Consider the following 21,036-nt stretch of genomic DNA (forward strand, 5'->3'; position numbering starts at 1 on the left):
ACAGTTTTGCCAACCTCTTAAAGTCTATATTAGCCGGCTTTTATGCATATAGCCGTATTATCATATTAGGTTAATATTAGAATTTACCTTTTTTGAATGCTAAGCCGATACCGCCAAGTTTGAAGATTGAACGAGTATCGATAACTTTTTTCATGAATGCTGCTTTTTTACCTACGATATTTTTACCGTAAACAACACCAATACCGTCATTAGCGCCTAATGAGCATACTGTACCACGGTTTACGTAGTTGAATGGCTCTTTAGGTTGACCATGTAAGATATTTTTGATGTTTTGAGCAACGTTTTCACCTTGTTGCATTGCGATTTGTGCAGTTGTTGGTAATGGGCGTTCTTCACCTTCAGGAATGTAAGCTGATACGTCACCGATTACGAATGTTTCGCTATAACCTGGTGCAGTTAAGTCTTGGTTTACAACTAAACGACCACGTTTAACGCCATCGAATGATTCTTCCATTAATTTGCTTCCGCGTACACCAGCAGCCCATACTGAAGTGTTCGCTTCTAATTGTTCTTCTTTGTCGCCAACTTTAACTACGAAACCTTTTTCGTTTGCGCCAACAATCGGTGTACCGATTTTGAATTCAACGCCGCGTTCTTCTAAGTAGTTAACAGCGTGGTTAACTAATTCGTCGTCGAACATTGGAAGCATTTTAGGTGCTGCTTCAACACAAGTGATTTTAACTTTGTCACGGTCTACACCGTATTTGTTTGATAATTCATCAACGCGTTCAGTTAATTCACCTAAGAATTCGATACCAGTGAAGCCTGCGCCACCTACTAAGAATGCAAGATCTTTAGGATCTTTTTCTTTTGAAGATGCATAGTTCGCAAATTTATCTTCGATGTGACGAGATAATTCACGTGCAGTGTGGATGTTTTCGATTTGGTAAGCATGTTCTAACATACCTTTGATACCGAATGTTTCACTGATGAATCCTAAACCAACCACTAAGATGTCATAGTTGAAACGACCATTGTTTGTTTCTACTACTTTAGCTTGTGGATCGATTTTTGTTACTTCTGCTTTAAGGAATTTCACTTTATCTTGCTTGATTACACTTTCGATTGGGAAGATAATATCTTCATAGTTTACAGTACCTGCTGATGCTTCATGTAAAAGTACTGATTCATAGTGATAATCATCTCTATTGATTAAAGTGATGTCAGCTTCGCCAGCTGGTAAAATCTTTTGTAATTTTGTTACAGTTTGCAAACCTGCATAACCTGCCCCTAAAACAATAACTTTTTTTGTTTCAGCCATTTTATTCACCTATGCTTTCTTAAAATTTTTGTTAGTATACGCTATCTTAATATATACCCCATTTGATTGAAAAAATGTCAAAATAAAGACAAATGCCATTCCTCTTAATTCTATAATTAACCAAACACTTTTTCAAGGTAATACTAAGAAAACAACTGATAATTTCAGAATTTACTGATTCTCAAGTACCTTTATTATGGTCATAGTTAGTTGGAATTTTAAAGTAAAAACATTTTCCAACTAAAAAAGAGTTGAGGAATATCCCCAACTCTGAATTGTATAAATGAAAATTGATTAACAATCTTCAGGTTGTCCAGCTACTTTCGCTGTTCTAAATGAGCTGCCGCAACCGCATGATGCAATCGCATTTGGATTATCAATTTGGAATCCGCCGCCCATTAATGATTGTTTAAAATCAATTGTTGTACCTTCAAGTACTGGTTTATCATATTTGTCGACTAATACTTTAAGACCGTAGAATTCGATAACTTCATCGTTCTCCCCTGGTTCTTGTTCTGCTGACATGCCGTAAGTTAAACCTGTGCAACCGCCGCCGTTCACTTTAATTTTCAAGTATCCGTCTGGCATATCGTTGCTTTCTAACATACTTTTGACTTCATAAGCTGCAGCTTCTGTCAAAATCACTGTAGACATATTATATTCCTCCTTGTAACACGTCTTTCTATTGAATAAAACTTAGAAAATCCAAGTTTCCTCTATATGCTTATAAATATTTTGCAATAAATCGTCTGGTGAATCTCCTTCAACAATATCACCATTCACTAATGCATACAAGCCACTCGAACATACACCACAGTTTTGCAGACAACCATATTCTAAGACATCTACACCTGGGTCTTGGTCCAACTGATTGTATACATAGTCTCCACCTTTTGCCATGTTTGAAATGCAAAATTCTACAATTGGATTCATAATGCACCTCTTCATATTTTTGAGTCATACAATTATAACATATTTCACTGACTTTCTCTTGGGTTTGAACAGAATTTTTCCTTTTAGAACATTGTTTGTCTGAAATGTGAAAAAAGATTATAATAAATGAAAGCGTATTTTTAGAGAAAGCTTCTAAAATGACGTTGGTTACAATTCAACATAGCTTTCAGTCATCAAGCAGTGATGCAGCGTTATATAAATCTTGATAAGAGGGGTTATCGGAATGAAGAATTTAGTAATGTTAGGTGGCGGTTATGGTAACATGCGAGTTTTATCGCATATTTTACCAGATGCATTACCAAAGGACTACACTATCACTTTGATTGATCGTATGCCTTATCACGGTTTGAAACCAGAATATTATGCTCTGGCAGCGGGGACCAAATCAGATAAAGATGTACGATTACAGTTTCCGGAATCTGAGAAACTTAATGTTGTTTACGGGGAAATCTCAGCTATTGATTTAGATGACCAAATTGTTTCTGTCGGTGATACCAAAGTAGATTATGATGAACTTATTATCGGACTTGGGTGCGAGGATAAGTATCATAATGTACCAGGTGCTGATGAATTCACTTACAGTATTCAAACACTATCTAAATCTCGTAAAACTTACCATACGATTAACGAATTGCAAGCGGGGGCAAAAGTCGCAATTGTGGGTGCTGGACTTAGCGGTATTGAGCTTGCAAGTGAGTTGCGTGAAAGTCGTTCAGATTTAGACATTAAACTTTACGATCGCGGAGAACGTATTTTAGCACGTTTCCCAGAAAAATTAAGTCGCTTTATTGAAAAGTGGTTCCGTAAGCATAACGTGACAGTCGTACCAAATTCAAATATCAATAAAGTAGAACCAGGTCTGATTTATAATCATGATGAACCTGAAGAAGTAGATTTAGTCGTATGGACTGCAGGGATTCAACCTGTTTCAGTGGTGCGAAATTTACCTGTAGATGTAAATAAAAACGGTGCAGTAATTATTAACCAATATCACCAAGTACCGACTTATCGCAATGTCTATGTCGTTGGTGATTGCGCAAACTTACCGCATGCACCAAGCGCACAACTTGCTGAGGTTCAAGGAGACCAAATTGCTGATGTATTGAAGAAACAATGGCAAGGTGACGCATTACCTGATAAAATGCCTGAACTTAAAGTACAAGGCTTCCTAGGGTCACTTGGAGACAAACAAGGTTTCGCTTATGTGATGGACCGTCCACTCACAGGACGCATCGCCTCTATTTTGAAATCAGGTGTCTTATGGTTGTATAAATATCATAACGGTTAATAAAAAGATGATTATAAACAAACGCTCAAGTACTGAAATACATGTACTTGAGCGTTTTCAAACTAAAAACAAGCCCTCTTTTGTTTTAGCTGTTGATTTTATTGTGCTACAAAATGTTCATCAATGAATCTTGTAATTGGTTTAAGTTGTACATAGCCGTCTGCCACATACATATCGTTCATTGTAACTAATGGATAAAATAATTCATCATTTTCAATTTGTTCGATAAATTGTTGATCGTGATCTGTTAAATTTTCAGTATCTTTTTCAAAATCAATATATGTGTATTCAAAGTTGATATCAGGATATTTACGTTCTAACAAGGCTTTCAGCCAATCATACGTGTCTTGAGATGTCGGCGCATTCACACAACTTGCGCATACTACATCTGCCCCATAAACTACTACGCTAACTTTAGTCATTTGGTTCCCCTCCATAGATTTTTTTCTCTAAGTCTATTATAATAAATAAACAAGCAAAATATGAAATTATATACTTGGAAGGAGATATATCCATGCCAACTGAAAATACAACAATGTTTGATCAAGTCGCAGTAGTAATCGAGCGTTTACGTCCATTCTTATTAAGAGATGGCGGAGATTGTACATTAATCGATGTGGAAGACGGTATTGTTAAATTACAATTACACGGTGCATGCAACACATGCCCAAGTTCTACAATCACATTAAAAGCAGGTATCGAGCGCGCATTGCTTGAAGAAGTACCTGGTGTAGTTGAAGTAGAACAAGTCTTCTAATCAACTTAAATAAATCGCATGACGAGATAGGCACAGTCTGTTTTAACAGCTGTGCTTCTTTTTTATTCTGTATAAGCTTTAATAATCTGACTTAGGCATTCTGCTGCGTCTTGTTTACCTACTAAATCATCATAATATTTTTTGAATCTATCATCTGTTATATAAAGATCAGCCATAGCTTGATGATAACCTTCACTATATTGACCACTCATCAATTTCAACCATTGACGATGCGCGTTAAATACCGCTTCAGCATCTGAACCTTGTACATCAATTTGATTATGTTCTAATAATTGATTTAGTTTTTCTTTGATAATTTGTTCTTGCTGTTGCGCTTGTTCATATTCTAATTCTGAAAGATGACTCAAGTGATGTTCTGCCTTATCTAACGCTTCCTCACCATAACGTTCGATCACTTCTTCACCGTATTGTTCACGATTTTCGGTTATTTTCTTTTGTTTAAACACTTCAAACTTTTCTTTATCTGGCATCATAACTTCCTCCTGTTCTATTTTATTAATCCACTGAATTAAAGATTGAATTTCCTGTTGTTTCTCCAATAACTGTCTCTTTTGTTCTGCTAAAAGCTGTTGTGTATTTGTATTTTGTGCTAATACTTGTTGAATCTTCGATAACGGAAAGTCTAGTCGACGTAGCAACATGATTATAGACAATGTATCTAAATCCTCTGATTGATACACACGGTAGTCATTCTCTTTTATTCTACGTGCTTTAAACAAACCAATATCGTCATAATACCGTAACGTCCGTTTGCTTAGTCCTGTTAATTCAGACAGCTCACTTACTGTATACTGCATGTTTTTCACCTCCTGATACTTACATTAAGGGTTGACGTAACGTGAAGGTCAACTCATTTTCCAATATTTTTCACATTTAACAATCAATTTCAACATTTTTAACAAACTAAAAAACGCAAATGATATTCACATACCATTTGCGTTTTGATTCATTATTTTTCCTTCATGTGTTGTGCGATACGCTCGTCGATGTAGACCCAGCCTTTCCAGCCGATGTGGACTGCATCTGTGATGACATAAGGTTCATAGTCCTTATCTGTCAGGTCATAAATTTGGCCACCGTTTTCAGTAACGACACGGTTGATTTTTTCATAAACAGGTTTACGTTTCTCTAAATCAACACCGATGTGATCATACCATTTTCCATTTGCGGGAATACTGATATATTCAACATCTGCCCCTGCTTCTCTCATTGTATCTACAAGTAATTTCAAGTCATTAAACTCTGGTGAGTTGATATTGAATTCATAGTCACGTTTAACACGACGTTTATTCGCTTGAATTAATTTCCAATACTTATCTCGGATATGGTATTCATTCGATTTCGAATGCGCTTCGCCATATTGTGTCGCAACATCTCTCATTTCTGACCATGATGCTTTTTCACTTGTTACAGGTTTTACATGTTCTAAAGGAACGTCTTTAAAATTAGCTAAACTTTTGATTGCTTCAATTTTAACTAATTGATTCTCTTTAAAATTAGAAATATAATTGCCATCCGTTTTGCCATTATGCTTTACTGTTGCTTTTAAAAAGTCTTTATTGTGGACGTGTTTGAATTGCAGCAATCGTTTCGCATAGCGTTGTTTCAGTTCATCACTCATATTTTTTTGGTGGAACAATTGATTGATTTGGTTTTGGGAAACACGTGCATCAAAGTTTTGATTCGTCAAACCATGATTTGTGAACCATTGCGGTGAAATAATGAAAGCAATTTTCTTTCCTTTTAATTCATCATAATTTGATGCAAGTTCAATACCATTGACTAAATCTGTATTCCCACCGGTACCGATTAAGAAAGGTTTACGTGATGCATTATGTGAATTTAATGCAATCGCCGGGTTGAATGGATCATCTTTCTCTAATTCACTTGAACCATAAATCGGGTAAAATTCATCATTGTGTTTAAATAAACGCTGCTGTATTAAAGTTCCTTTTAATACTTGGTCAGTCAATGACACACGATTTTCAGCAAGTGTTTTTTGATTAACGAGTCCAGTAAACCAGCTCGCTGGCAGCAATACAAAGATAATAAAAATGGCACCGCTGATTAATATCGGCAAAAATGGCTTTATTTTTGAACTCATTTAAGTTCTTCTAAAGCTTCAACAATTTTATTAGGAGTCGCCCACTCATCACGATCAAAGTCCATAATTGAAACTTCGATACCTAATTTATTTTGAATTTCTAATAGTAAGCCTACTGTTTGGAATGAATCGATAATACCTTCTTCAAAAATTTCAACATCTGGATTTTCTTTAACGATATCGTTCTCTGCTACTTCTGCTAATAAGTCTAAAACTTGTTCTCTAAATTCCATAATATTATTAAATCTCCTTTATTAAATCAATTTACCTGAAAAGATTAAGAATCCGAAAGTGACAAAGTGGAATGTGATAATAACACTGAGTGCTGTTGTGAACTTGTTATTAAAGCGAGGCGGATGTGTCTTACGCCAACGTTCATAATAACCATAACCAATAAAGCCTGCCGCATGGTATAAACCATAAACAATGTAATAAATTTCGATGCCATGCCAGATACCCATGATAAAGAAGTTGATAAAGAACGCGACATTCGACATTGCGAATTGACTCTTTAATAATTTCTTTTTAGACATGTAGAAGAGCGATCTCATATAAATACAATCACGGAACCAGAATGATAACGTCATATGCCATCTGTTCCAGAAGTCTTTAATATTCTTCGCTTTGAACGGCTGGTTAAAGTTTGGCGGTGTTTTGATACCGTAAATGTAACTAAATGCAATCGCGAACAAACTATAACCTGCGAAATCAAAGAATAAATACATGCTGTAAGCATACATATATAACCAATAGTTTGTGAAACCATGTAAGTGCAATTGCAACGGCATCACACCGTATTGATTCACAAAATACGCGATAATATATTTATATAAGAACCCTAGCATAATCATATGCACTGCTTTTAAGATTAAACCACGGTATTCATCTTTAGTCGGTACTTTTTTATCATCTTTTACAAATCGTTTATAGCGGTCAATCGGTCCAGATGAAATCGTCGGGAAGAATGAAATGAATTGGAAAACTTTCCCCCACTTAATTTCTTTAATAGAACCGTCACGAATTTCCATAATCAACTGTACACTTTTAAAGGTAACATAAGAAATACCTAAAAAGCCGACAAATTGGATTAATTTGTGTTCGTGAAATTGAATTTGCTGACCACCGAGCCATGTACTTGTCAATACTTTAACAATGGCTAACGGCAAAATTGATAATGCCATCACGATAAAGAATTTTAAGAAAGTATTCTTCTTAGGTCGCGAATGGTAATACCACATAATTAAAAGTGCTTGCCAAACCACATATATTATAAAGCTAATCAGTTGGATACTTAAATATTTCTGCCCGAACAAGTTCAACTTATCGGAAGAAAAGATAATCACAACCATGATTGCTGTACTGATACCATTATAAATATAGCTTCGCTTACCTAAGAAACCTAAGATAATAACAGGTATAAGAATAATAAATGCAATCAGGAAGAAACTAAACGTACCATAAGGAATCATGAATTCAATTCCTCAGCGATTTGTTTACGGTCTAATTTACCGTTGTTTGTTAATGGTAATTGATCCATCCATACAAATTTTCTTGGAATCATGTATTCGGGTAAGCTGGATTTCAATTGTTGTTTAAGATCATGCGAATACTGCGCATTGTCTTCCACTGTTTGTGTCGGTACGACTGCGCCGATTAATTGAACGACTTTGCCGTTTTTATAAATCGGTACGACTACCGCTTCTCTCACTAAATCTGACTGTCTCAACAATGCTTCGATTTCTTCAAGTTCCATACGATAACCATTCATTTTGATTTGGAAATCAATACGTCCTTGGATGAACCATTGATCATCTTCAAATTTTGCTTTGTCTCCTGAACGATAGACACGTACGCCATCGACGTTACTGAAGACTTCTTTAGATTTTTCTTCGTTTTTTAAATAACCTGCGCTGACACTGTTGCCTGCAATCAGCAATTCACCTTCCTCTGTTGTTGAAAGTGTTGTGCCAGGGCGTGCTTGGCCGACTGGAAGCGGATTGAAACGTTCCAAAATTTCTTGTGTAATCTGTACACTAGTAACCGCTACAGTAGCTTCTGTCGGACCATACGTATTATAGACTACTGCAGATGGGAAGCGTGTAAGCAACGCTTGTGCAGTACGATGCGGCAGAATTTCTCCACAGAAGAAGAACTCTTTCAAGCTTGGATATTGTTTTTCATCTAATGTTGGCAATAATAAGCACATTTCAATAAATGAAGGTGTTGAAACCCAAACATTGATTGGAGTCGCTTGTAACATATCATTCAGCAATTTAGGCTTTTTAATCATGTCTTTATCTACTAAATTCAATGTACCACCAGTAACTAAACATGGATAAATTGCCATCACTGATAAGTCGAATGAAAATGGTGCTTGGTTCAACCACTCAAGATTTTCACCGAATTGATTCAAATCTTTCATCCATTTCGCAAATTCAGTTAAGCTTGCATATTCAATTTGAACACCTTTAGGTTCGCCTGTTGAACCTGAAGTGAAGATTGTATAGACCACATCTTCAGCTTGCATACGTGGTTCAAACGAAGCTTTTGAAGCTGTTTCTAAAGCTTCGATAGTTAAGACTTTGCCATGTTCAAAAGTTAATGCTTGTTCTGATACATCAAAAATAAATTCAGGTTGTGTTTTTTCAATAATCATTGCCGTACGATCTTCAGGTACTGAAGTATCAATCGGTACATAACCGCATCCTGCTTTAATACCAGCCATCATCCCTACGATTATATAAGGTGACATATGGCCATATAACACAACTGGTTTTTGACTCTCTTCGATAAGAGAAGCCAATTGGTCAGATTTCTCATCTAATTGTTGATACGTTAAAGTATCATCGATGTGTCTTACCGCCACTGTATCCGGTTGTTTATCTGCAAAATGTCGTAATACACTAATAATATCTGTCATAACTATACTCCTTTAATTAGAATTCATTGTATATAAAGTTATTGTGTGTGTCTCCTGAGCCATATATCAAATACAATGTAATAAATATCGCTAAATAAAGAGCAGTCAATAAATATGGTTTTAATTTGTTAAATGTTTCTGAAGTAGTATTTTGTTCTTTGGATTTCATCTTACACCCCTCTATCTCGGTCATCTTTTTCTCTTTTTTGCGACTCAATGCTTCCTGCTGAATGTCTTCTCCAATTCAACAAAATTATAATTCATTATAATCTTTTTCTCATGTATTTTCAATTGTATATTGGAGAAACCATACAATCTTTTTCATTTGTTCATAATTAATACAGACCAAGTTTGGTGTTCTGTACCAATGCGCTATCAGCCGGTTTTATATCTATTAAATGCACTAATATTTTAGCATTTACAGTTTACTTCTCTTCGGTTGGAAATACAATCCTTTCCACCCTAACAGAATTGTAATGCTTTTTATTTGCTTGTCACATCCGCCCTCAGCCCTATCACAAAATTAAAATGTAAAATAAGAAAAATGCAGTGATACACACTGTTCGTATGTACACTGCATTCTTTTTCTGTTTATTATTTATCAGTAACTGGTGTAATAGCCGGTTGGCCTTGCAGTACTGATTTCACATTATTAATAGAAAGTTGAATCATTCTATCACGCGTTACAACTGACGCACTACCAATGTGCGGTAAAGCAGTAACGTTTGGTAATTGTAATAACGGATGATCTGCACGGATTGGTTCTTCTCTGAATACATCTAAACCTGCACCGCCGATTTCACCCTCTTTTAATGCTTGCAGCAAGTCATCTTCAACAACCGTTGCACCACGGCCGATATTGATAAATATTGCATCATTACGCATTTTCTTAAAGGCTGCCGCATTAAATTTATCTTTTGTTTCCTCTGTTAAAGGTGCTGTACATACGACAAAATCACTGTTTTCTAACAGTTCATCAAATGAGACATAGAGTACACCTAATTCTTTTTCAGCTCTACGGTGACGACTGCGGTTATGATACATCACGTTCGCTTCAAAACCTTTTAAGCGACGTGCAAAGGCTTTACCGATATCACCCATACCGAAGATACCTACATTGGAACCATGGACATCTTTACCTGCAAGCAAGTAAGGTCCCCAGCTTTTCCATTCATCATCTTTAATATACTTTGCTGCTTCTACGATTCTGCGTGCTGTCGCAAGCATTAATGTGAAGCCGAGCTCTGCTGTTGTTTCAGTTAAGACACCTGGTGTGTTCGTTACGGTTACACCATGTTCTTCTGCTAAAGCAATATTGATGTTGTCATAGCCGACAGCCATGTTCGCAACGATTTTTAAATTAGGTGCCGCTTCTAATGTTTCTTCATCAATTCTTTCACTTAACGTGATAAATGCTGCTTCTGCATCTTTGATTTCTTCTAAGAATTTTTCGCGCGGCATCGGAACGAATTCTTCATCCCACATTTTCACATCCGCAAATTCTTCTAATTGTTGAATAAATTTATCTGGTACTTTACGTGTCACTAACACTTTGGTCATCGTAACACCTACCCTTCTAAGTCTTTGATTACCTCATTCAAATCTTTGAATGTGTAAGTTGGTTGTTGATCTTTTTCTGCTAATTCTTCCTTACTTGTTACACCTGTTTGCACATGAATCGTATCAATACCTGCGTTGATACCTGACATAATGTCAGTTTCATATAAATCGCCGACCATTGCGACTTCTTCTTTCGGCAAATTAATAACATCCATTGCCATATCCATAATAATCGGCTGTGGTTTACCGATAAACGTCGGTTGTACTTTAGTAGATGTTGTAATCACACTTGTGATTGCGCCATTACCTGGTAAGAAACCACGTTCATTCGGAATAGATATATCTTGGTTTGTCGAAATAAACTTCGCACCATTACGCACACCGAGTGTACCTTGTGAGAATTTATCATAATCGACTTTAGTATCTAAACCGACTACGACATAATCCACATGTGTGTCATCAATCAATGTTAAACCTTGATTTAATAATGCTTGACGAAGTCCGCCTTCACCGATGACATAAATAGAAGCTTGCGCATTTTCTTGTTTAATATAATGTGCTGTTGCTAAAGCAGATGTAACTACTTCTTCTGGTTTCGCTTCAATGCCGAATCCAGCTAATTTCTTCACAACATCTTCTGGCACTTTAGTAGAATTGTTTGTCACATACAAATGTGGAATGTCGTGTTGGTTTAAATAATCAATGAATTGCTTAGCGCCGTCAATTTCATCAGCGCCTTTATACATTGTGCCATCTAAGTCAATCAGATAACCTTTGTATTGTTTCATTTATTTCTGGTCTCCTTTTCCAAATGCTGTAACGGGTACATTTTCATTGTTTAAGAAATTGATGACTTCATCAATAAAACGTTCATAGTCTTTAAGTGAAGCATCAAATAAAGGGATTAAATCTTTTGTATCTAATTGATCATATTGATGTACAAATCGTTTACGTACATCTACGGTTTGATTGATACCTTGTTGTGTTTCTTTAGAAATCACACCTTCTAATTCTAAAATATCAATGACATCTTTATAATTACCTGGATCTCTTAAAACAAAACTATCAATGACCATATTTCCAATATCTACGGAAGACTCAATCAACATTTGTGCAATTCTTTCAAATGCATAATGGTTCTCTTTATTTTCTGAATAATCTTCTGTTAACTTTTGTAAGTAATTCAGCTTATACGTCAATTTATCTTTATCAACAAAATACATGTTATTCAACTCCTCATCCCCTCAATCATATCACATCTTTGCAGTACAAATCATTTCTGTTTATACTTGAGAAAAGAGAATGTACAAAGGAGTCAATGAAATCATGATAGAGATGTTTTTATACGATGATAACGAAGAAGCTGATGTACAATATGTTGGAATGGTCGGAGAAGAAAGTCGTTATGATTTAATGATGTTCCAAACCAATCGTCATTACGGAAAAGTACTGGTACTTAACATGCAGACAAACAAATTTGGAATTATTGGACCAGACGACTTAGCAGAAGATGGTTATATTGCTTATACATTAGGTGTCAGTGAAGCAGAGGGAGAAGAACTGACAGCATATTTAAAAGATGTCATCCCTAGTGGCACATTTGATAGTGGAGAGTACTAATATTAAACGGTAATAACAACTTTAAAATTGATATAACAAAAAGGACAGCTATCGATCAGCTGTCCTTTTGTTTTTGGTCAGAAGGTAAACTTGGCGCAATTTTAACATCATGTAATTTATCTGATGCATTGGCTTCTATTTCTTCTTGTGCACGCAGTTTTTTCAGTTCACGTTCAGGAATGCGACGTAAAATAAAATAAGCACAACCGAAGTTGCAGTATTCTAGTAAGTAATCTTGTATTGTCGCAAAACGTTTACTGATTTCTACTTTTTTATTAGAGTCTTTGTAAAAACCTTTGAGTCTTAATTGTTCATAGCCAAAGTCACCGACTACAAAATCATATTTATCTAGTATTTCTGAATAACGGTTCGCAAATTGTTCTTCATCGAAACAATCACGATATTGTTCGATCATTTCGAAGTATTTATCTCCTACTTTTATCATGTATGTCACCTATCAATTCTATTCTTGAGCATTTTTGCTTGTTTCAATGTCTCGTGTATTATTGACTTCAATCTTGAAGATTTACTTATATTATACATTATAACAGTAGTTGAATGACGAAAGAAGCGGACTGATTCAGCCCGCTTCTTCCCCATTCAAATCTATACTTATCAATTATGCTTCAGTTGATTCATTTAATTTTTCTTCACCAATACGTTGTTTTTCTTTCGCAGCTTCGTTAACTTGCTCATCTGCGTGGTAAGAACTACGTACTAATGGTCCAGCTTGGCAATGTTTGAATCCTTTTTCCATTGCTACTTTTCGTAATTTACCGAATTCTAATGGTGAATAGTATTTTTCAACTTTCAAGTGTTTACGTGAAGGTTGTAAGTATTGTCCAATTGTTAAAATATCTACATCTGCTGCACGTAAATCATCCATTGTTTCATGAAGTTCTTCAATTGTTTCGCCTAATCCAACCATGATACTTGATTTCGTTGGAATATCTGGTTGCAATTCTTTAGAACGTCTTAAGAATTCTAAAGTACGGTCATATGTTGCACGCGCACGAACTCTCGGAGTTAAACGACGTACTGTTTCGATATTGTGGTTTAAAATATCTGGTTTAGATGCCATTAATGTTTCAAGCGCATCATAGTCGCCACCCATATCTGATGGTAAAATTTCAATTGTCGTATATGGATTACGTTCTCTTACTTTTCTTACTGTTTCAGCATAAACGTTTGAACCTGCATCACGTAAATCATCACGCGCAACTGCTGTGATTACCACGTGTTTTAAGTTCATAATTTCTACTGACTCTGCTACACGTTCCGGCTCGTCTAAGTCTAATTCGTTAGGTAAGCCAGTTTTAACTGCACAGAAGCGGCAAGCACGTGTACATACTGCACCTAAAATCATAAATGTAGCTGTTCGGCGCTCACCCCAACACTCATGTATATTCGGACACTTTGCTTCTTCGCAAACAGTGTTTAAATTCTTCTCACGCATCATCTTCTTAAGACCAGTATAGTTCTCGTTCGTGTTCAGCTTTATCTTCAACCAGTCCGGTTTACGTAAAATCTCATTGTTTTTTGTAGCCATTACAACACATACCCTCCTGTGTACTCATCTTCATCTTATTATAACGAATTTATAACAAAATGAAAACGCTATAAGTCATAATTCATAATTCTAATAATTTCTGTTTGAAAATATCTCTTAAAAATTCTGGCATCAAATATTCTGTCGGCAAGTTTTTAAATAGTGGGAAATAACGTCCAAACGTATACATATCAACAGTTCCTAATGTATAGATGTGATCATCAACAATCTCTTCCCCTTGAACAAAGAAACGAGATTCTGATTCAATATAACCCATTTGATATAAAATATAACCGCCGAAAATATCGCCTCTAAATCCTAAACCTTGCGCATGTTCGTGCATATACGCTTGTTCTTCAGCTGTTAAGATAACTTGTTTTAAATCACGGCCTGTAATTTTGATACGTACTAAATTAATCGGATGCGGCAACATTTGATGCACATCATATTCAGTGACGTTCGGCCCTTCGATGCCTTTGACTACTAACCCAGCGTTAATAATTGCACAATCTGCATGTGTGAACTCACATACACTTTCTGCAAGTAAATACGCTGTTTTGGTAATCATATCTGTTTTTCTTTTTAAGTTTACAGGATGATCAACTAAAGGCGTGCTCATCAATGCTTTACCTTCTTCTTTAAAGTTCGTTTCAACTTCTGGCAACGTGCCTTCAGGATGCAAGATTGCTGTTTTATGTACGACTTTCTTATTTTCAATCGTTAAATTAACTTCACCTAAGAAATGACCGTATTTTCCTGCTGCTGCCATTAAAACACCATTTTTCATTTCGCCTTCTTCAAAATAATGATGGGTGTGACTACCAAAAATAACATCAATTTCAGGAATCTCTTCACATAATTTACGGTCGAAGAAGATACCGCAATGACTCATGATCATCAATACATCATAATTACCTGCTTGTTTCTCTACCTCATCTTTTATCGCAGCCATCGGATCAGTAACAACCCAATCTAAAGCACGATAGAACGGTGTGAAAGGTGCAGTTGCGGCAACAAATAAGATACGTACACCTTCAATTTCTTTAGTATAACTCGATGTAATATGGTGTGGCAAATGGCCATCTTCATCAAACACATTACTGCAAGTAACCGCAAAATCAGCATCTTCATATAATGCATTTAAATCTTCATGTGAAATGGTCATCCCTTCATTATTACCGATTGTCGCAATATCACAATGTGCGTCATTTAATAATTCTACATTTTTAAGGCCATGTGTTGCTTCTGTTACAGGTGCTGATAAATCAACATGGTCGCCGATATCTATATAAAGTGAAGGATGGTCTAGTAATGGTCTATGCTCTGCCATATACGCAGCAATACGCTCGTAAGCATGCAAATGGCTGTGAATATCATTCGTATGATAAATCGTTAATTTCAAACTCGACGCCTCCTTTAAAGTAATGATTTAATAATAAGATAAACCCCTAATAACAGCATCACCGTTCTCAGTAAAGCAACCACTGTATTAGATTTGATAGATTGGTTGATTCTAACACCGATTTTAGCTCCGACATAGCTTGAAATAACTAAAACAAGCGCATAATGCCAAGCAACGTGACCTTGGAAAGTATGTCCGATAGAACTCATCACACTAGAGAAGAAAATCATCATCATACTTGTACCTACCGCAACGTGCGGCGGGAATCTGAACACAATCAACATTAACGGTGTCATCAAAGCGCCCCCACCGATACCGAAGAGTCCTGTTGTAATTCCAATGAAAAATGTTACCACGAACGCAAATACAGGCGGCACGTGATAATGATAAATCGTCCCATCTTTATCTACATATGTTTTTTCATACTTTTTCTTTTCAAAGAGTTTGATTGGCTTAATTGAATTACGTACTAATAATAAAATCGAAACCAGAATCAAAAACATACCGAAGTACAAATTAAATGAATCTAACGTTAAATAACGACTGATAAATGAACCGAATAAGGAGCCTGGTAATAATCCGAATAAGAATATATAACCATTTTTTGTATCTACTTGCTTAGATTTTAAATACCCTAATGTAGACACTAAACCTGTCACAATTAAAATAATTGAGGAAGTTCCAATCGCTATTTGAGGCGTAATCCCATGGAGTAAATCATGTTCCACACCTAAATAGACTAATGTCGGAACTATAATTAATCCGCCTCCAATTCCGACAAGCGAGCCTAAAATTGCTGATAAGGCTCCTATTAAAATGAGTAAGAGAATACTCACCATATCATCACTTCCTAAAATAATTTAAGCTGCTGCGGTGCTAAGCCTTCGTAGTCAATACCAAGAATTCGTTGAAGTTCTTTCGCATTGTTTGCTGCGTGACCGCCTGAGTTGTTATTGAAAACTACATAAATCTTTTTAGCTTTTTGTTGAATAATACGCACATGTTGTGAAAGTTCTTCTAACTCTTCTGTTGTATAGTCATATAAATAGCGGACATCTCGCCACGCTTCGTCTGTCATATCTTGCTTGGTCCAACCATGACGGTTACGTCCATGATAACGTACAAAGGCTGTATCCGTTGTAATGCGGTTGACGAAAGGTGCTGAACCTTCCCCGACTTGCGGTTCATCGACAATCGCATGAATCAAGCCTTGTTCTGTTAAAAAGGTTAAAGTATGTTCTTTCATCTCCCCTTCAAACCAAGTTTGATTTCTGAATTCTATACAAACCGGCACATGTTTTAAATGTTCACGTACATAACGTATGTAATTAATATTTTGAGTCTTGCAGTCAAACCATGGCGGAAACTGAACAAGTACCATCGCAAGTTTATCCGCTTCAATTAATGGTTGAATCATTAACTTGAACTCTTCAAAGAGTTCATTTCGTGTCTCAGCAAAGTCTTTAAAATCCGCATGCAAAGTCAATGCTTGATGAATTTTCACCACAAACTTAAAACGATCGGGTGTTTCTTTTATCCACTTTCTAATGTTGCGTTCGGGTTGAATCGCATAATACGACGCATCTAATTCTACCACTGGAAAATGACTCGCATAAGTCTTTAATTTGTCTGTTTTACGACTTAGATCAGTATAAAGAGAATCGTGATCTCCCCACCCTGTCAGTCCAATATCTATCATACATAATCACCAATCTCATTCTATCATATTTTATGTCTAGAACCTGTTCACTTCATCTTAGAATTGAAGTAAAAATAAGTACTGCGCAATGACCAACGCAGTACTTATTACTCTTCATCTCTATGATTGAAAACGCATATCTTCAATTTGCTGCACTATAGATTCAACGACTTCATTCGCTTTACGGCTTGTCGCAAGTCTTGGTGTCTGACCACTCCATAATGACATTAATGAGTGATCATGATTGGCAGTCGATGCTTTACGGATTGCTGAAGTCAATTGGTTTTGAATTGGGTATTCTGGCACTTCTCCACGAAATGTAGACAGGTAATCTACAAAATCATTACGGATACCTCGTGCCATTTTGCCACTGAAAGCATTTGTTAATACGGTTGATGTTTCTGTGCTATTTAAAATTGCTTGCTTATACGCAATATCTGCACCGCTTTCTTGTGATGTTAAGAAGGCTGTTCCCATCTGTACACCTGACGCACCTAAAATCAGACTAGCAAGTACACCCCTGCCGTCCATAATACCACCTGCTGCGACTACAGGTAGAGACACTGCATCAGCTACTTGCGGCACAAGTGAAATACTGCCAATCATTGGATATTCTCCGTCTTCTTGTTTTAAAAATGATCCGCGATGTCCGCCTGCCTCACTACCTTGTGTCACAATAATATCAATATCCGCTTCTTCATTCACAATTGCTTCTTCAACAGAAGTCGCGGTACCCATCACTATCATATGATGTTCGTGCATTTTACGAATTAAATGGACATCTGGAATACCGAATGTAAAACTAACAATGGGTACACGTTTTTCAATCAAGATATCAATTTGTTGTTCAAGTTGTTGTGTTTCAGATAAATTCACTACGGGTTGTTCTAAATCCAATGCACGACGATAAGGATTTAACCATGCATTCATTAAATCAACTTGCGCACGCTTGATATGTTTTTTACTCGGCACAAATAAATTAACCGCAAAAGGTTGAGTGGTTAATAATTTAACTTTATCTATTTCCTCCGCAAGTTTTTCTGAACTGAAATACCCTGCGCCTATCGTTCCTAAGCCTCCGCTATTACTCACACTAGCGACTAATTCAGGTGTTGTATTGCCTGCCATTCCGGCTTGAATAATTGGATACTTGATTCCAAGTTGTGCAGTGATTTTTGTATCTGACCACATATGTGAACACTCCCTATAAAGATGATTGATTCGCTTTTGGCTTTTGTCTATTTTTCAAACGTTCATCGACTTTATTTTGTTCATGTTGATCCATTTCATCTTCAATATCTAAACCAAGCAATTGCTCAATTAAGTCTTCCATCGTAATAATCGCATCCGTACCGCCATATTCATCTAATACAATGGCGATGTGTTTACGTGTCGCAATCATTTTACGCATGACCCACTCAGCTTTATTGTGCTCATTCACAAAAAGTGGTTTAGAAATATAATCTTCTAATGTTTTATCATAGTGACGACTCCATATTAATAAGTATTTTGAATGAAAGACTCCCACAATATTATCAATGTCTTCATCGTAGACCGGATAACGTGTATATGGATGTGACATAATAATTTCATACACTTCGTCATATGATGTATCTTTTGAGAATGCAGTCACATTGACACGTGGTGTTGTATCTACATCTTTAACACGCAATTGTTGGAAAGTTAAAACACTTTGAAGACGATCTCGTTCATTCTCATTAAATGCCCCTTGTGCCCCTGCAATGGTTACCATTGTACGCACTTCTTCTTTAGACATGGTTTGACTTTGGAATTTATCATTCGCAAGCATTCGGTTAATCAAACCAGTTAAACCATTTAAAATTTTAGTAATCGGCGTTAAGATTACCACAAATAAATGAATTACCGGATAGACTAATTTAGAAATCGCATCAGGATAAGTTGCTGCGATAGATTTTGGTATCACTTCTGAAACAATAATTACCACAACTGTAATCACTAAAGATGCAATCCCCACGTTCCAACCATGTTGTACAGCAAGAATAGTAACTAGCGTAGGCAACACGATATTCGCACTGTTATTTGCGATTAAAATCGTTGTGATAAAATCTCTAGGTTTATTTAAAAGTGCTAATAACCTTTTTGCCTTTGGATCTCCTTTCCTGCTTTCAGTCTGTAATTTCACTTTATTCGCAGCAGTTAATGCCGTTTCACTGCCAGAAAAGAAGAAAGAAACAAAAATTAAAATAATGATAGCTATAATCATGATGGCCGACGCTCCCTTAAAACTCTTATTGACTCTGTCAAAAAGCGTATATTTCTTATTAATTTCCCATCTCTCTATTTATGTAAACCGAACAAGTTCCACGCTTTTCACGAAGTACAATGATTAATTACCATTGTACCGAATTTTCAGATGAATTGTAGTACCTTTAAAAAATACTTTTAATAAAACAATCCCTCTAGGAGTAATACTGCACTTTAACGTTAGATATCTAACCAAGTAGATTTCAAGAAAATAAATTCACATACACTACGCGTAGAAATTCCTTATAAAGATTGCACGATGGATAACATCATTCTTTATGCTATCTTTAGCGATGATAAGCAGACTATCACACTTTGTGACGATGGCTATACACTATTTAATTTAAAATCTCAAAAACCTGAGTTGTTTGAGCAGAAACCAACACTTAAATTACTATACAAATACATTCAAACATTTAATGTAAATATAGATGAAAGCACTGAAGAAATCTATATTGAATGTGTTATACAGAATTTAAATGAATCACTTCAAAGTTTTACTCAGTCAATCATTTGTATAAATAACTTATTCAACAATAAGACATCGATACAGAATTTGTCTCTAAAAGATACAACTAACGACTTTTTATCATTTAATCATTTACTTTTATGAACTAAAATAAAGCCAGAAAGTAAGATACAGTGTAACTGTTTACTTTCTGGCTTTTAAAATATACTTTTAAAATAAGTAAGTGAGATAGTAGATAAAATGAAACGCCATAAATATTACTGCACAAATTATAGAAATCGTGAGAAAACGATCTCCAACGACATCATTATATTTTTTGATTTTCACACTACAAATTATACTTCCAATCGCAAATAACGGGCTGATAATTGTTAACAATATAAATACTGCTGCTAGAATCTTTAACAAAGTTGGATTATTCTTCATAGGTTTCCCCTCTAAACGTTTTCTTTATTTTATCACTTACTTATACCACATTTCAGAATTTTACGTCACGTTAAATTTCAATATAAATTGTATTAGTAGACTTTAACATGTCCTAATTTGCTTAATAAATTACCAAAAATCGTATTAACCCTGAACTTGTTTGACATGCCTGACATAATTCTCTTTAAATCTCGTAAATCTCTTTATTGTTTCATTACACTTATCTTTTCACTTAACTTCAGACATTAAAAAGCAGCACACATACAATTAAGTATGTGTGCTGCGTATTTTAATACTTATATTCAATGAACACTATTGGATTAACCGATAGAACCTTCCATTTCGATTGAAAATGAAGTTTTTTAGGATTTCTTGAAATTTAAAACGTTGATTTCATGCGATTTCAAGCACTTAAATTTTCTAAACTTTTTCTGTTTTTAAACAAAATGGTATCAAAAATGGTATCAAAAAACTGCCTATTTAATGGTGGGATCTTACAAATTAAAAAGCGTCATCTGATGTAGGTTTGCGGGCTATATCAGATAACGCTTAAGGCGCAAAAAAATTATATGAGTGAATAACACTCAATAACTACTATAACATTTCTCTCTTTTTTCATCAAAAAAAATATATAATTTCAATAGTATTAACCATGCAATAATAAAAAAGGGGTCGGGACATAAATGTTCTGACTTCTAA

Annotated in this window: 24 protein-coding genes; 4 read left to right on the top strand and 20 right to left on the bottom strand. The window is 35.5% G+C overall.

What is annotated here, in order from left to right; genetic code table 11:
• Positions 1 to 76 precede the first annotated feature (76 nt).
• From HMPREF2846_RS07245 to HMPREF2846_RS07255, 3 genes are all read right to left on the bottom strand, one after another.
• On the bottom strand, positions 77 to 1,282 hold the full coding sequence (locus tag HMPREF2846_RS07245; protein ID WP_002481845.1) for an NAD(P)/FAD-dependent oxidoreductase: 1,206 nt from the start codon (positions 1,280 to 1,282) through the stop codon (positions 77 to 79).
• 294 nt (positions 1,283 to 1,576) lie between these two features.
• Positions 1,577 to 1,936, bottom strand: coding sequence for a HesB/IscA family protein (locus HMPREF2846_RS07250; protein ID WP_002481844.1), 360 nt, complete (start codon positions 1,934 to 1,936; stop codon positions 1,577 to 1,579).
• A 42-nt stretch (positions 1,937 to 1,978) separates the two neighbouring features.
• Positions 1,979 to 2,215: a YuzB family protein gene (locus tag HMPREF2846_RS07255; RefSeq protein WP_002481843.1), complete on the bottom strand. Its 237-nt coding sequence runs from the start codon at positions 2,213 to 2,215 to the stop codon at positions 1,979 to 1,981.
• Between the two features lie 244 nt (positions 2,216 to 2,459).
• On the opposite strand from HMPREF2846_RS07255, the gene HMPREF2846_RS07260 reads away from it, so the two are divergent.
• Positions 2,460 to 3,524: an NAD(P)/FAD-dependent oxidoreductase gene (locus tag HMPREF2846_RS07260; protein ID WP_070626341.1), complete on the top strand. Its 1,065-nt coding sequence runs from the start codon at positions 2,460 to 2,462 to the stop codon at positions 3,522 to 3,524.
• 98 nt (positions 3,525 to 3,622) lie between these two features.
• On the opposite strand, the gene HMPREF2846_RS07265 is transcribed toward HMPREF2846_RS07260, so the two are convergent.
• Entirely contained in the window at positions 3,623 to 3,946 is a 324-nt protein-coding gene (locus tag HMPREF2846_RS07265) for a YuzD family protein (RefSeq protein WP_002481636.1), read from the bottom strand.
• 92 nt (positions 3,947 to 4,038) lie between these two features.
• Here HMPREF2846_RS07265 and HMPREF2846_RS07270 point away from each other — a divergent pair, with 92 nt between their 5' ends.
• The gene (locus tag HMPREF2846_RS07270; RefSeq protein ID WP_002481635.1) at positions 4,039 to 4,281 is read left to right on the top strand and encodes a NifU family protein; all 243 of its coding nucleotides are present in this window, start codon (positions 4,039 to 4,041) and stop codon (positions 4,279 to 4,281) included.
• A 62-nt stretch (positions 4,282 to 4,343) separates the two neighbouring features.
• On the opposite strand, the gene HMPREF2846_RS07275 is transcribed toward HMPREF2846_RS07270, so the two are convergent.
• From HMPREF2846_RS07275 to HMPREF2846_RS07310, 9 genes are all read right to left on the bottom strand, one after another.
• Positions 4,344 to 5,099 (bottom strand): MerR family transcriptional regulator, encoded by a 756-nt coding sequence (locus HMPREF2846_RS07275; RefSeq protein ID WP_070626342.1) that lies wholly within the window; start codon positions 5,097 to 5,099, stop codon positions 4,344 to 4,346.
• A 152-nt stretch (positions 5,100 to 5,251) separates the two neighbouring features.
• Complete coding sequence (gene dltD / locus HMPREF2846_RS07280) at positions 5,252 to 6,406, bottom strand: D-alanyl-lipoteichoic acid biosynthesis protein DltD (protein ID WP_023016015.1); 1,155 nt, start codon at positions 6,404 to 6,406, stop codon at positions 5,252 to 5,254.
• Entirely contained in the window at positions 6,403 to 6,639 is a 237-nt protein-coding gene (dltC, locus tag HMPREF2846_RS07285; RefSeq protein WP_002481632.1) for a D-alanine--poly(phosphoribitol) ligase subunit 2, read from the bottom strand. Before dltC ends, dltD begins: the two co-directional genes overlap by 4 nt.
• Positions 6,640 to 6,660: 21 nt before the next feature.
• Complete coding sequence (dltB, locus tag HMPREF2846_RS07290) at positions 6,661 to 7,875, bottom strand: D-alanyl-lipoteichoic acid biosynthesis protein DltB (protein ID WP_023016016.1); 1,215 nt, start codon at positions 7,873 to 7,875, stop codon at positions 6,661 to 6,663.
• Positions 7,872 to 9,326, bottom strand: a complete 1,455-nt coding sequence (dltA, locus tag HMPREF2846_RS07295; protein ID WP_070626343.1) for a D-alanine--poly(phosphoribitol) ligase subunit DltA — start codon at positions 9,324 to 9,326, stop codon at positions 7,872 to 7,874. The genes dltB and dltA overlap by 4 nt, the downstream gene beginning before the upstream one ends.
• Before the next feature lie 16 nt (positions 9,327 to 9,342).
• On the bottom strand, positions 9,343 to 9,495 hold the full coding sequence (locus HMPREF2846_RS13885; RefSeq protein ID WP_002481629.1) for a teichoic acid D-Ala incorporation-associated protein DltX: 153 nt from the start codon (positions 9,493 to 9,495) through the stop codon (positions 9,343 to 9,345).
• A 425-nt stretch (positions 9,496 to 9,920) separates the two neighbouring features.
• Positions 9,921 to 10,886, bottom strand: a complete 966-nt coding sequence (locus HMPREF2846_RS07300; RefSeq protein ID WP_023016018.1) for a 2-hydroxyacid dehydrogenase — start codon at positions 10,884 to 10,886, stop codon at positions 9,921 to 9,923.
• An 8-nt stretch (positions 10,887 to 10,894) separates the two neighbouring features.
• On the bottom strand, positions 10,895 to 11,674 hold the full coding sequence (locus tag HMPREF2846_RS07305; protein ID WP_023016019.1) for a TIGR01457 family HAD-type hydrolase: 780 nt from the start codon (positions 11,672 to 11,674) through the stop codon (positions 10,895 to 10,897).
• Positions 11,675 to 12,109, bottom strand: a complete 435-nt coding sequence (locus tag HMPREF2846_RS07310) for a type VII toxin-antitoxin system HepT family RNase toxin (RefSeq protein WP_070626344.1) — start codon at positions 12,107 to 12,109, stop codon at positions 11,675 to 11,677.
• 103 nt (positions 12,110 to 12,212) lie between these two features.
• Between HMPREF2846_RS07310 and HMPREF2846_RS07315 the strand changes: the two genes are divergently transcribed.
• A complete protein-coding gene (locus tag HMPREF2846_RS07315; protein ID WP_002481625.1) occupies positions 12,213 to 12,506 on the top strand; it encodes a DUF3055 domain-containing protein in 294 nt (97 codons plus the stop codon).
• Between the two features lie 55 nt (positions 12,507 to 12,561).
• On the opposite strand, the gene HMPREF2846_RS07320 is transcribed toward HMPREF2846_RS07315, so the two are convergent.
• The 7 genes from HMPREF2846_RS07320 to HMPREF2846_RS07350 form a co-directional block, all read right to left on the bottom strand.
• Positions 12,562 to 12,951: a YutD family protein gene (locus HMPREF2846_RS07320; protein ID WP_002481624.1), complete on the bottom strand. Its 390-nt coding sequence runs from the start codon at positions 12,949 to 12,951 to the stop codon at positions 12,562 to 12,564.
• A 174-nt stretch (positions 12,952 to 13,125) separates the two neighbouring features.
• Positions 13,126 to 14,055: a lipoyl synthase gene (gene lipA / locus HMPREF2846_RS07325; protein ID WP_002481623.1), complete on the bottom strand. Its 930-nt coding sequence runs from the start codon at positions 14,053 to 14,055 to the stop codon at positions 13,126 to 13,128.
• A gap of 82 nt (positions 14,056 to 14,137) precedes the next feature.
• Entirely contained in the window at positions 14,138 to 15,457 is a 1,320-nt protein-coding gene (locus HMPREF2846_RS07330; protein ID WP_070626345.1) for a bifunctional metallophosphatase/5'-nucleotidase, read from the bottom strand.
• Between the two features lie 14 nt (positions 15,458 to 15,471).
• Positions 15,472 to 16,296, bottom strand: a complete 825-nt coding sequence (locus tag HMPREF2846_RS07335; RefSeq protein ID WP_002481621.1) for a sulfite exporter TauE/SafE family protein — start codon at positions 16,294 to 16,296, stop codon at positions 15,472 to 15,474.
• Positions 16,297 to 16,307: 11 nt separating this feature from the next.
• Positions 16,308 to 17,156, bottom strand: coding sequence for a DUF72 domain-containing protein (locus tag HMPREF2846_RS07340; protein ID WP_070626346.1), 849 nt, complete (start codon positions 17,154 to 17,156; stop codon positions 16,308 to 16,310).
• Positions 17,157 to 17,276: 120 nt separating this feature from the next.
• Complete coding sequence (locus HMPREF2846_RS07345; RefSeq protein WP_070626347.1) at positions 17,277 to 18,347, bottom strand: NAD(P)H-dependent flavin oxidoreductase; 1,071 nt, start codon at positions 18,345 to 18,347, stop codon at positions 17,277 to 17,279.
• A 13-nt stretch (positions 18,348 to 18,360) separates the two neighbouring features.
• Positions 18,361 to 19,401: a hemolysin family protein gene (locus HMPREF2846_RS07350; protein ID WP_070626348.1), complete on the bottom strand. Its 1,041-nt coding sequence runs from the start codon at positions 19,399 to 19,401 to the stop codon at positions 18,361 to 18,363.
• Positions 19,402 to 19,680: 279 nt separating this feature from the next.
• On the opposite strand from HMPREF2846_RS07350, the gene HMPREF2846_RS14915 reads away from it, so the two are divergent.
• A complete protein-coding gene (locus HMPREF2846_RS14915) occupies positions 19,681 to 20,055 on the top strand; it encodes a DUF1828 domain-containing protein (protein ID WP_371099752.1) in 375 nt (124 codons plus the stop codon).
• The last annotated feature ends 981 nt before the right edge of the window (positions 20,056 to 21,036 follow it).

This window comes from Staphylococcus sp. HMSC056G08, assembly GCF_001812305.1.
GTDB classification, from domain to species: domain Bacteria; phylum Bacillota; class Bacilli; order Staphylococcales; family Staphylococcaceae; genus Staphylococcus; species Staphylococcus simulans.